This window comes from Devosia sp. GW821-FHT12F11 (assembly GCF_058806655.1).
The window spans coordinates 292,183-304,110 of the sequence record NZ_JBXAPX010000008.1 but is presented as its reverse complement, the minus strand read 5'-3'; the positions used below and the strand labels follow the sequence as shown (position 1 = coordinate 304,110).

The following is an 11,928-nucleotide window of genomic DNA, read 5'->3' as shown; positions in this document are numbered from 1 at the left end:
ATATGTCCGATTTCGATCTCGTCCTCGCCGGTACGGTGGTGCTGCCATCCATGGTGATCGAGGATGGCTATGTCGCGGTGCGCGACGGCAAGGTGGTGCATGTCGGCGAGGGGACGCCGCCGCACGCGCATGAACGGCATCTGCTTGGCAAGGCGCTGATCCTGCCCGGGGCCATCGACGCGCAGACCCACTCGCTGAGCCAGAGAGATCAGGAAGATTTCGTCTGGTCGACCCGTTCCGCGGCGGCGGGCGGGGTCACCACCATCGTCGACATGCCCTATGACGAGGGCAACCTCGTCTGCTCGGCGGAGGCGGTGCGGATCAAGGTGGCGCATGCCGAGCCGCAGGCCCGGGTGGATTTCGCGCTCTATGGCACGATCAACCCGGAGGAGGGCGCGAGCCGCATCGCCGAGCAGGCGGCGGCCGGGGTCGCGGCGTTCAAGTTCTCGACTTTCGGCACGGATCCGGTGCGCTTCCCGCGCATTTCGCCGCCGCTCCTCGCCGAGGCTTTCGCCGAGGTGGCAAAGACCGGGCTGACGGCGGGCGTCCACAACGAAGACGACGAAAGCGTCCGGGCCGCCATGGCGAGGGTCAAGACTTCGGGGATCACGGACTGGCGGGCGCATGGCCTGAGCCGGCCACCGCTGACTGAGCTGCTGGCGACGCTGCAGATTTACGAGACCGGGGCGCAAACTGGGTGCGATGCGCATGTGGTGCATTGCTCGCTGAGCCGCGGCTATGACATCGCGGCCGACTATCGGGCGCACGGTTTTGGCGCGACGATCGAGTGCTGCATTCATTACCTGACACTGGACGAGGAAGACGACGTCCGGCGGCTGGGCGGCAAGGCCAAGATCAACCCGCCGATCCGCCCCCGCGCCGAGGTCGAAGCGCTGTGGCGCCAGGTGGCGGCCGGCAATGTGACGCTGGTCTCGACCGATCACGTCAGTTGGTCGGAAGATCGGAAGACCAACCCGGACATGCTGGCCAATTCCTCCGGCGTGCCGGGGCTCGAGGCCATGGTGCCGCTGTTCGTCAAGGGCGCGCTGGAGCGTGGCGTGTCGCTGACCTGGGCGGCCAAACTGATGGCGGCCAATCCGGCCAGGCACTTCCGACTTGGCGCCAAGGGCGCGTTGGAGGCCGGCAAGGACGCCGACATCACCGTGCTGGTGGATCGCCCGATGGTCTACGACGCGGCAAGATCCGGGCACAATGTGGTGGGGTGGTCGCCCTACAACGGGATCGAGCTGCCGTGGACGGTGGCCGGCACCTGGCTGCGCGGGCGGCAGGTATTTGACGGAACCACGGTGGCCGAGCCGGGGGCAGGGCGGTGGGTGCGGCCGTGAGCACTATGCACTTGGCCACCCCCCTCCCAACCTCCCCCACAAGGGGGGAGGTGCCCGCCGGTTCCTTTGGAACGATCCGGCCCCACACTCGACTCTTCACCTCCCCCCTTGTGGGGGAGGCCGGGAGGGGGGTGCCCGACGCACCGGACCACCAATGACCCGCAATCTCCCCACCCAGGAAGCCCGTATCGCCGAGGATATCGCGACCCTCGCCGAGATCACCGAGCCCGGTCGTCCCTACACAAGGCGCGCCTTCACCCCGATGTTCCTCCGCGGTCGCGAGTGGCTGGTCCGGCGCTTCGAGGCCGCCGGGCTGGAGACGCGTATCGACGCCTCCGGCAACCTGATCGGCCGGCGGCGCGGTCGTACCGGCGGCAAGACCATCATGCTCGGTTCGCACTCGGACACCGTGCCCGACGGCGGCCGCTTCGACGGTATCGCCGGAGTATCGGCCGCGCTCGAAGTGGCGCGGGCGCTGCACGATCAGGGTGTCGTGCTGGAGCACGACCTGGAGATTGTCGATTTCCTGGGCGAAGAGGTGTCGATCTTCGGCGTCTCCTGCGTCGGCAGCCGCGGCATGGCCGGTGTACGGCCGGATAACTGGCTCGACCGCGAGGTCGATCAGTTCACTTTGCGCGAGGGGATCGCCGAGGTCGGCGGTAATCCCGGAAAAATCGAGAAGCGCGAGGATATCGTCGCCTTCCTCGAACTGCATATCGAGCAGGGGCCGGTGCTGGAAGATGGCCATCTCGATATCGGCGTGGTGACGGCGATAGCGGGGATCACCCGCATCGAGCTGGTGGTGAACGGTCGGGCCGACCATGCCGGCACCACCCCGATGGGCTCGCGCCAGGATGCGCTGACGACGGCAGCACGGCTGGTGGTGGGGATCGAGGAACTGGGCACGCTGCTCAGCAGGGGCAAGTTCCATTTCGCCGCCACCGTGGGTGAGTTTTCGATCGAGCCGGGGGCGGCGAACGTCGTGCCATCGCGGGCCCGCCTGCTGATCGATGCGCGGGCGGAGCGGCGCGAGGATATGGAGCGGTTCATCGCCGAACTCGTCGTGCTGGTTAACGCCACCACCGCGGCGACCGGGGTGGCGATAGAGCCGCCATTGACCATTTCCGATAATTTGCCAACGCCTTGCGACCCGTTCGTGCTTGATACGCTCGACGCGGCAGCCGTGGCCGTGGGGGCGCGCCATCGCCGCATGGCATCGGGCGCTGGGCACGACACGGCCTGGATGGCGCGGGTGACCAGGGCGGCGATGATCTTCATCCCCTGCCTCGGCGGCCGCAGCCATACGCCGGACGAATATGCCGAAACGGCCGACGTGGCGCTGGGCGCCGCCGTGCTGCTGGAGGCGGTGAAGCGGTTGGACAAGGAATTAGTCGACCAAGATGGCAAGCGAGCTTGAAACACCCCTCGGCGTCATTCCCGCGAAGGCGGGAAACCAGAGCCGCACGCTCAATGGCCGGTGGCTTCCCCTGGGTTCCCGCCTTCGCGGGAATGACGCCGGCGGTAAGGTGATTCACCGTGGGTAGAATTCTGACCGAGAAGGATGTGGAAGCCGCGGTGAAAGGCGGCTCCGTCTATGCCGCCGGCGGTGGTGGCTGGGCCGACCATGGTCGTATGCTCGGCTATGCGGCGGTGAGCGTCGGCAAGCCCGAGCTGGTCGATATCGAAGAGCTGGATCCGCGCGACTGGGTGGCGACTGCCGCCGCGATCGGCGCGCCGGCCTCGACCACGCCGTGGGAGATGCGCGGCGTCGACTACGTCAAGGCAGTGAAGCTCCTTGAGAAGGCGTTGGGCGACAAGGTCCGCGGCCTGATGATCGGGCAGAACGGCAAGAGCTCGACGCTCAATGCCTGGCTGCCGAGCGCCATTCTCGGCACCAAGGTGGTCGATGCGGTTGGCGATATCCGCGCCCACCCGACCGGCGACATGGGCTCGATCGGCATGGCCGGCAGCCCCAAGAAGATGATCCAGACCGCCGTGGGCGGCAATCGCGCCGAGAACCGCTACATCGAGCTGGTGGTGAAGGGCGCAACGGCCAAGATCTCGCCGATCCTGCGTACCGCGGCCGATATGTCGGGTGGTTTCATCGCCTCCTGCCGCAACCCGCTGCGCGCCAAATATGTGCAGCGCAATGCGGCGCTCGGCGGCATCTCGCTGGCGCTGAGCCTCGGCGAGGCGATCATTGCCGCCGAGAAAAAGGGTGGCTCGGCGATAATCGACGCCATCGTCAAGGCGACCGGCGGCACCATCCTGGTGAAGGGTGCGGTGACCAAGAAAGACCTCGTCTACACCAAGGAGGCTTTCGATATCGGCCGCTTTGTGCTGGGCGAGGGCGACAAGGCCGTTACCATCCACACCATGAACGAATACATGGCGATCGACGATGCCGGTGGCAACCGGCTCGCCACCTTCCCGGACGTGATCGCCACGCTCGATGCAGCAGGCCAGCCGCTGAGCGCCGGGCAGCTGCGCGAAGGCATGTTCGTCTTCGTGCTGCACGTGCCCAAGAAGGTGATCCCGCTCTCCTCCTCGGTGATCGACCCGACGGTCTATCCGCCGGTCGAGAAGGCGATGGGGATCGAGTTGGCCAAGTACGCGCTCGACGGCGTGAAGCGGAAGAAGAAGGCTCGGAAGGGCTGGGCTTAAGGCACCACTTTCTGAGCGCGCTGCCCCACCCTCATCCGGGCTTCGCCCACCTTCTCCCATCAAGGGAGAAGGTCACCCCGCAGACATCTCAGTCGGGCCTTCTCCCCTTGTGGGAGAAGGTGCCCGAAGGGCGGATGAGGGGTGGCCCCACGGTATGAAGGCGAACTAGACTGCCATCATGCCAAAATCCAATCCCCGCCATCCGAATTTCCCCATTCCCTCCGGTCCGGTCCTGCGCGCCAAAGGCTGGCGGCAGGAGGCGTTGTTGCGACTGCTCGAGAACGTGCTGGCCGTCGGTGAGGACCCGGACAAGCTGATCGTCTATGCGGCGCTCGGCAAGGCGGCGCGGAACTGGGCGTCGCATCGGCAGATCGTCGAAACGCTGACGACGATGGACGAGGACCAGACGCTGGTCATCCAGTCGGGCAAGCCGATCGGGCTGCTGAAGACCCATGCGCAGGCGCCGTTGGTGATCATGGCCAACTGCAACATCGTCGGACAGTGGGCCAAGGCCGAGGTGTTCTACGAGCTCGAGAAAAAGGGGTTGATCGCCTGGGGCGGGCTGACTGCCGGGGCGTGGCAGTATATCGGCAGCCAGGGCGTCATCCAGGGCACCTACGAGATCTTCATGCGAATCGCTGAAAAGCGCTTCGGCGGTTCGCTCGCCGGGCGTTTCATTCTCACCGCCGGCATGGGCGGCATGGGTGGTGCACAGCCGCTGGCCGGGCGGATGGCGGGCGCGGCGATCCTCGATGTCGATGTCGACCCGGTGCGCGCTGAACGCCGCAAGGAGATCGGCTATCTCGAGGAGATCGCGCCGGACCTCGACACGGCGCTCGAGATGATTGCCGCGGCGGTACGCGACAAGCGGGCGCTGTCGGTGGGGCTGGTCGCCAATGCCGCGGAGGTTTACCCGGAAATCCTGCGCCGCGGCATCATCCCCGACATCGTCACCGACCAGACCAGCGCGCACGATCTCGTCTACGGCTACGTGCCCAAGGGCATGAGCCTCGACGAAGTGCGGCGGCTGCGGGTGGACGGGCAGGGGCAGCTGATGGCGGCGAGCCGTGCGTCGATCGCCGACCATGTGCGGGCCATGCTGGGGTTTCAGGCGGCCGGTGCGGAAGTGTTCGACAACGGCAACCTGATTCGCACGCAGGCCAAGCAGGCCGGCGTCGAGAACGCCTTCGACATCCCGATCTTCACCGAAGCCTATCTGAGGCCGCTATTCGCCCGCGCCATCGGGCCGTTCCGCTGGATGGCGCTGTCGGGCGAGGCGTCGGATATCGCGCGGATCGACGACCTGGTGCTGGAGATGTTCCCGGACAACCGGATCGTCACCAACTGGATCCGGCTGGCCCGGCAATACGTGCCGTTCGAGGGGCTGCCGGCGCGCATCGCCTGGCTGGGGCATGGTGAACGGACGGCGCTGGCCCTGGCGGTGAACGCGCTGGTGCGCAGCGGCGAACTCAAGGGGCCGGTGGCGTTCTCCAGGGATCACCTCGATGCCGGGGCGATGGCCCACCCCAACATCATGACCGAGAACATGAAGGACGGCTCCGACGCCATCGCCGACTGGCCGTTGCTCGATGCGATGCTGCTCACCGCCTCGATGGCCGACCTGGTGGTGATCCACTCGGGCGGCGGCGGCTATGCCGGCTATATGACCTCGGCCGGCGTGACCCTGGTGGCCGATGGGACCGAGGCGGCCGATGCACGGCTGTCGCACGCGCTGACCAATGACACCTCGCTCGGCGTGATGCGCTATGCGGACGCCGGCTATGATGAGGCCGTGGATGAGGCGGCGAAGAAGGGGATCGGGTGGTTTGATCTGCGGGGAAACTGACTGATAGAGACGGCCCCCTCCCATCCTCCCCCATGAAGGGGGAGGTGAAGAGTCGAGGCTCTGTCTTCGATCGTGCCAACCACTGGATGCGGCACCTCCCCCTTTATGGGGGAGGATGGGAGGGGGCCGTCTGCCGGCAGTACGAGCTAGTTCTTCGCCGCCCCGGTCTTGGCCGCCTTGGCTTCATCGTACCACCACACCGTCGGGAAGCCGATCGAGAATTCCGGCAGGGTTTCGGGGTGGCTGAAGCGGTCCCAGCGGGCGATGCGCGACTTGCGCAGCGTGTAGGTCGGCACAGTGTAGTGGTGTGCCAGCAGCACGCGGTCGAGCGCCCGGGTGGCGGCGATCAGCGTTTCGCGGTCGTCAGCGAAGACGATCTTGTCGATCAGCGCGTCGACGCCCTTGTCGGAAATGCCGGCATAGTTGCGGCTGTCGTTCTGCGCCGCCGAGGCCGAGCCCCAGAAATCGCGCTGCTCGTTGCCGGGCGAGAGCGACTGCACCCAACCGGTGTAGATCATGTCGTAATCCCGGTTCTGGGCCCGCTCGATATATTGCGGCGAATCCACCGAGCGGATGGTGGCGTTGATGCCGAGCCGCTTGAGATTGGTCTGGAACGCCGTGGCGATCGGCTCGATGGTCGGCCCGTTGAGCAGGATCTCGAAGCTCACCGGCGTGCCGCTGGGATCGACCAACTGGTTGCCGTTGAGGGTGTAGCCGGCTTTCGTGAGGATCTCGTTGGCGGTGCGCAGGCTCTGCCGGAGCTTGGTCGTGTCGCCGTTGACCGGGTTCTTGTACTCGGTGGTGAACACCGAGGCGGGGACGAGATCCTTGACCGAGTTAAGGATCTCCAGCTCCTCGCCCTGAGGCAAGCCGGAAGACGCGAACTCGGTGCCGTAGAAGAACGAGTTGATGCGGTCGTACTGGCCGAAGAAGCGCAGCTTGTCGAGTTCCTCGAAATCGAAGGCGTAGAGCATCGCTTCGCGCAGCGCTTCGTTCTGGAACAGTGGTTTCCTGAGGTTCGGCACGAACCCGACCAGGATGCCCGAGCCGCGATAGGCGTTCTCGAACAGCTCCTTGATCACCTTACCCTCGGTGACGGCCGGGAAGGTGTAGTCGTTCTGCCAGCGCAGCGCGAGGTTCTCGTCCCACCAGTCGAAGGCGTCCCCCTTGAAGCCTTCGAACTCGGCGGTGGTGTCGCGGAAATACTCGTACTTGATCTGGCCGAAATTGTTCTGGCCGATGTTGAACGGCTCTTTCAGGCCCCAGTAGTTGGGGTCGCGCTCATAGGTGATCGAGGTGCCGGCCGAAAAGCTCGCCAGCTTGTACGGTCCCGAGCCCAGCGGCGGCTCGAGGGTGGAGCGGCCGATATCGCGCGGCTTGCCGTCGGGGTCGGTGCCCTCCCACCAGTGCTGCGGCAATACGATCAGCTGGCCCATGATGTTGGGCAGTTCGCGGTTACCGGTCTGGTCGAAGCTGAAGGTCACCTCGCCGGGCGCGGTGACTTCCGCCTTGGTGACGTTGGCGTAGTAGTTGGCCTGGCTGGGGTTGAGTTCCTTGACCTTGTTGAAGGTCCAGACCACGTCCTCGGCCTTGACCGGTTCGCCATCTGCCCACCTGGCGCGTGGGTTCATCCGGAAGGTGACCGAGGAGAAGTCGTCGGGGTAGCTGAAGGCCTCGGCGAGGTTGCCGTACTGGGTGGAGGTTTCGTCGAGCGATGGCGTGGTCAGCGTCTCGAACACCAGCCCGATGCCGTCAGCGGGTTCGCCCTGCGGCAGGATCGGGTTGAAGGTGTCGAAGCCGCCCATCGAGCTCAGCCGCACCACGCCGCCCACCGGCGCATCAGGGTTCACGTAGTCGAACTTCTCGAAGCCTGCAGGGTATTTCGGCTCGCCGATCAGCGAGCCGCCGTGGTGCCAGACTTTCTCCTGGGCGATCGCCGGGCTGAACGTCAGGAGCGCGGCGAGGGTGAGGGCGACGAACTTCATGCGCATGAGGGCCTCCATTCGGGGGAGAACGTGTTGTCGGAGTTTAAGAGGGAAAGGGTACGGAGGCGAGGCACTAAAGCCGGCGTGCGTGGGGGGGCGGCTCGCTCCGGCAGCGCGTTGATCACTGCGCCACCTCCGCTGACGGCACCGCTTCGACGGCGAAGGCGGCGGCCATCAGGGCGCGGGTGTAATCGGACTGCGGCGCGGCAAAGATTTCGGCAGCCGGCCCGTGTTCGACTACCTTGCCGTTGCGCATCACCATCAACTGGTTGGCGAGCGCCCGGACGACGCGCAGGTCGTGCGAGATGAACAGGTAGGTGAGGCCGTGCCGACGCTGCAGCTCACGTAACAGGTCGACCACCTGCGCCTGCACGCTCATGTCCAGCGCCGAGGTGGGCTCGTCCAGCACCACGAATTTGGGCTCGAGCACCATGGCACGGGCGATGGCGACGCGCTGGCGCTGGCCGCCGGAGAACTCGTGCGGGTAACGGAAGCGCGCCTCGGGGTCGAGCCCGACCTCGGTGAGCGCCCGGACGACACGGGCGTCGCGCTCGGCCGAGGTGAGCTGCGGCGCGTGCACGGCAAGGCCTTCGGCGATGATCTCGGCGATCGACATGCGCGGGCTGAGCGAACCGAACGGATCCTGGAAGACGATCTGCAGATCCTTGCGCAGCGGCCGCATGGCGCCCCACGAGAGCTGGTCGATGTCGCGCCCGAGATAGACGATGCGACCTTCCGAGCCGATGAGGCGGAGCAGGGCGCGCCCGAGCGTGGTCTTGCCCGATCCGCTTTCGCCGACCACCCCGAGGGTCTCGCCACGCCGGATCGAGATATCGACGTCGTCCACCGCCTTGATGTGGCCGACTGTGCGGCGGAGGAACCCGCGCTTGATCGGGAACCAGACGCGTAGTTTTTCGGCGGCGACGATCGGTTCGGCACCCGAGCTGGCGGGCGGGTCGCCTTTCGGCTCGGCGGCGAGGAGCTTCCTGGTATAGGCGTGCTGCGGGTTGGCGAACACCGTTTCGGTCGGACCGGATTCGACGATCCTGCCCTCGGTCATCACGTGGGTGATCTCGGCCATGCGGCGCACGATGTGCAGGTCGTGCGTGATGAACAGGATCGCCATGCCGCGCTTCTTCTGCAGCGACATCAGCAGCTCGAGGATCTGCGCCTGGATGGTGACGTCGAGAGCCGTCGTCGGTTCGTCCGCGATCAGCAGTTGCGGCTCGTTGGCGAGCGCCATGGCGATCATCACGCGCTGCCGCTGCCCGCCGGAGAGCTGATGCGGGAAATCGTCGAGGCGGGAGACGGGATCTGGAATGCCCACTTCACTCAGCAGCTCGATGGTTCGCGCCCGGGCCGCAGCCCGCCGCATGCCGCGATGCAGGATCAGTGCCTCGCTGACCTGCCGCTCGACCGTGTGCAACGGATTGAGCGAACTCATCGGCTCCTGGAAGATCATCGAGATGGCGTTGCCGCGCACGCCGCGCAGCGTTCGATCATCGGTGAGCAACAGGTCCTGCCCGTTGAACAGAATGCGCCCCTTGGGATGCGAGGCAGCCGGGTAGGGGAGGAGTCTCAGCACCGAGAGCGCGGTCACGGATTTGCCCGAGCCGCTCTCGCCCACCAGCGCTACGGTCTGGCCAGGCTGGATGTCGAAGGAGACGCCGCGGACGGCGGGGACCTGGCCGTGCTCGGTGGCGAACTCGACATGGAGGTCCTCGACCTGGAGCAGGGGCGCGTTCATGAGCGCGACCCCGCGAAGGTCTTGCGCGGGTCGAACGCGTCGCGCACCCCCTCACCGATAAAGACCAGCAGGGTGAGGATCAGCGACACGGTGAAGAAGCCGGTGATGCCGAGCCACCAGGCGGAGAGGTTGTCCTTGCCTTGCGCCAGGAGCTCACCCAGCGACGGCGAGCCGACCGGCAGGCCGAAGCCGAGGAAATCCAGCGCCGTCAGCGTCGTCACCGAGCCGGCGAGGATGAACGGCATGAAGGTAAGCGTCGCCACCATCGCATTGGGTAAGAGGTGCCCGACCATGATCTTGAAGTTGGAGACCCCCAGTGCCCGGGCAGCCGCGACATACTCGAAGTTGCGGGCGCGCAGGAATTCGGCCCGTACGATGCCGACCAATGCCGTCCACGAGAACAGCAGCAGGATGCCGAGCAGCACCCAGAAACTGGGCGCGATGATGCTGGAGATGATCAGCAGCAGGTAGAGCGAGGGGACCGACCCCCAGATTTCGATGACGCGTTGCGCGATGAGATCGACCCAGCCGCCGAGGTAACCCTGCAGCGCGCCGGCGCCGATGCCGATGATCGACGACAGGACGGTGAGGATAAGGCCGAACAGCACCGAGATGCGGAAGCCATAGATCAGCCGGGCCAGTACGTCACGGCCCTGGTCGTCGGTGCCGAGCCAGTGGAAATTGCCGATGTTGCAGGAGGGATCGGCGATGCCGGCCGGGTAGCCGGCGCAGCGCTCTTCAGCGGTCTGTAGCCAGGACGGTTTTGATGGCGCGGCGCCACTGAGGGATTCATCGACCGTGCTGTAGGAGTAGCGGATCGGCGGCCAGAGCATCCAGCCATTGGCGTTGATCTCGTCGGCGATGAAGGGATCGCGATAGACCGTTTCGGCGAGGAAACCGCCGAATTTGCTCTCGGGATAGGTGACGACCACCGGGAACAGCGTCTCACCCTTGTAGCCCACCACCAGCGGACGATCGTTGGCGATCAGCTCGGCGAACATGGTGAGGACGAACAGGACGAGGAAGATCCACAGTGACCAGACGCCGCGCCGGTTGGCGTTGAACACCTTGAGGCGGCGCTGGTTGATCGGCGACAGCAGCGGCGCCGAGCGGGCATGGTCGGCCGGGGCGAAGGCGAGAAGAGGAGAGCGGATGCCCGCGAGGGTGGCGTGCATCAGACTTCCCGGCTCTCGAAATCGATGCGCGGGTCGATCCACATGTACATGAGGTCGGAGACGAGCCCGATGATCAGGCCGAGCAGCGAGAACACGTAAAGCGTCGCGAACACCACCGAGTAGTCGCGGTTGAGCACTGACTGGAAACCTAGGAGGCCGAGCCCATCGAGCGAGAATATCGTTTCGATCAAGAGCGAACCGCCGAAAAAGGCCGAGATGAACGCCGCCGGGAAGCTGGCGATGACCAGCAGCATGGCGTTGCGGAACACGTGCCGGTACAGCACCTGCCGATCGTTGAGCCCCTTGGCGCGCGCCGTGGTGACATACTGCTTGCGGATTTCCTCGAGGAACGAGTTCTTGGTGAGGAGCGTCACCGTGGCGAAGCCGCCGACCGCCATGGCGGTGATCGGCAAGGTAATATGCCAGAGGTAATCGAGCACCTGGCCGTACCAGGGCAGGTTCGCGAAGTTCTCTGAGACCAGTCCCCGCAACGGGAAGATGTTCCAGAAACTGCCGCCGGCAAACAGCACGATGAGCAGCACCGCGATGAGGAAGCCGGGGAGCGCGTAGCCGATGATGACGATGGACGAGGTCCAGACATCGAAACGCGAACCGTCGCGCAGCGCCTTGGCGATGCCGAGCGGGATCGAAACGCCATAGCCGAGCAGCGTCATCCACAGCCCGAGTGTGATCGAGACCGGCAGTTTTTCCTTGATCAGGTCCACCACCGAGATGTCGCGAAAGTAGCTGTTGCCGAAATCGAAGCGCAGGTAGTTCCACATCATCGAAAAGAAGCGCTCGATCGGCGGCTTGTCGAAGCCGAACTGCTTCTTGATCCGCTCGAGGATCTCCGGTCGAAGCCCGCGTGCGCCGCGATAGGTGGAGTTGACGTCGGCGGTGTCCTTGGCCTGTCCGGTCTGCTGGCCGGCGAAGTCGCCCTGCTGACTGCCGGTGATGCGTTCGGTCGAGCTGACGTTCTGGCCGGACATCTGAGCAATGACCTGCTCGACCGGCCCGCCTGGCGCGAACTGCACGATGATGAAGGAGACGATCATGATCCCGAGCAGCGTCGGGATCATCAGCAGCAGGCGTCTCAGGATGTAGGCGCCCAAGTGGCGGCTCCGGGGTCCAGGGTCGAACTAGGCTAGCAACGCAGCACTGTGGG

The 11,928-nt window shown here is 65.6% G+C and carries 8 protein-coding genes; 4 read left to right on the top strand and 4 right to left on the bottom strand.

Annotated elements, in window-relative coordinates:
- The first annotated feature begins 2 nt into the window (after positions 1 to 2).
- The 4 genes from ertD to ertB all read left to right on the top strand — a co-directional run bounded on the left by ertD (position 3) and on the right by ertB (position 5,856).
- Entirely contained in the window at positions 3 to 1,346 is a 1,344-nt protein-coding gene (ertD, locus tag AC1ROK_RS22925) for a hydantoin-5-propionate amidohydrolase (protein WP_492851233.1), read from the top strand.
- 154 nt (positions 1,347 to 1,500) lie between these two features.
- On the top strand, positions 1,501 to 2,763 hold the full coding sequence (locus AC1ROK_RS22920; protein WP_492851231.1) for a Zn-dependent hydrolase: 1,263 nt from the start codon (positions 1,501 to 1,503) through the stop codon (positions 2,761 to 2,763).
- 119 nt (positions 2,764 to 2,882) lie between these two features.
- Complete coding sequence (gene ertC, locus AC1ROK_RS22915; RefSeq protein WP_492851229.1) at positions 2,883 to 4,010, top strand: thiohydantoin desulfurase; 1,128 nt, start codon at positions 2,883 to 2,885, stop codon at positions 4,008 to 4,010.
- A 178-nt stretch (positions 4,011 to 4,188) separates the two neighbouring features.
- Positions 4,189 to 5,856, top strand: a complete 1,668-nt coding sequence (ertB, locus tag AC1ROK_RS22910; protein ID WP_492851227.1) for a thiourocanate hydratase — start codon at positions 4,189 to 4,191, stop codon at positions 5,854 to 5,856.
- Between the two features lie 146 nt (positions 5,857 to 6,002).
- Here the strand turns inward: ertB and AC1ROK_RS22905 are convergent, their stop codons facing one another.
- The 4 genes from AC1ROK_RS22905 to AC1ROK_RS22890 all read right to left on the bottom strand — a co-directional run bounded on the left by AC1ROK_RS22905 (position 6,003) and on the right by AC1ROK_RS22890 (position 11,875).
- Positions 6,003 to 7,847 (bottom strand): extracellular solute-binding protein, encoded by a 1,845-nt coding sequence (locus AC1ROK_RS22905; protein ID WP_492851225.1) that lies wholly within the window; start codon positions 7,845 to 7,847, stop codon positions 6,003 to 6,005.
- Between the two features lie 115 nt (positions 7,848 to 7,962).
- Positions 7,963 to 9,588: an ABC transporter ATP-binding protein gene (locus AC1ROK_RS22900; RefSeq protein ID WP_492851223.1), complete on the bottom strand. Its 1,626-nt coding sequence runs from the start codon at positions 9,586 to 9,588 to the stop codon at positions 7,963 to 7,965.
- The gene (locus AC1ROK_RS22895) at positions 9,585 to 10,763 is read right to left on the bottom strand and encodes an ABC transporter permease (RefSeq protein ID WP_492851221.1); all 1,179 of its coding nucleotides are present in this window, start codon (positions 10,761 to 10,763) and stop codon (positions 9,585 to 9,587) included. The genes AC1ROK_RS22900 and AC1ROK_RS22895 overlap by 4 nt, the downstream gene beginning before the upstream one ends.
- Positions 10,763 to 11,875: a microcin C ABC transporter permease YejB gene (locus tag AC1ROK_RS22890; protein WP_492851219.1), complete on the bottom strand. Its 1,113-nt coding sequence runs from the start codon at positions 11,873 to 11,875 to the stop codon at positions 10,763 to 10,765. The genes AC1ROK_RS22895 and AC1ROK_RS22890 overlap by 1 nt, the downstream gene beginning before the upstream one ends.
- Positions 11,876 to 11,928 lie beyond the last annotated feature (53 nt).

Excerpts from the sequence above, each read along its gene's own strand:
- AC1ROK_RS22895 (WP_492851221.1), bottom strand. The coding sequence starts at position 10,763 with ATGCACGCCACCCTCGCGGGCATCCGCTCTCCTCTTCTCGCCTTCGCC.
- AC1ROK_RS22905 (WP_492851225.1), bottom strand. The coding sequence starts at position 7,847 with ATGCGCATGAAGTTCGTCGCCCTCACCCTCGCCGCGCTCCTGACGTTC.
- ertD (WP_492851233.1), top strand. The coding sequence starts at position 3 with ATGTCCGATTTCGATCTCGTCCTCGCCGGTACGGTGGTGCTGCCATCC.
- AC1ROK_RS22920 (WP_492851231.1), top strand. The coding sequence starts at position 1,501 with ATGACCCGCAATCTCCCCACCCAGGAAGCCCGTATCGCCGAGGATATC.
- AC1ROK_RS22900 (WP_492851223.1), bottom strand. The coding sequence starts at position 9,588 with ATGAACGCGCCCCTGCTCCAGGTCGAGGACCTCCATGTCGAGTTCGCC.
- ertB (WP_492851227.1), top strand. The coding sequence starts at position 4,189 with ATGCCAAAATCCAATCCCCGCCATCCGAATTTCCCCATTCCCTCCGGT.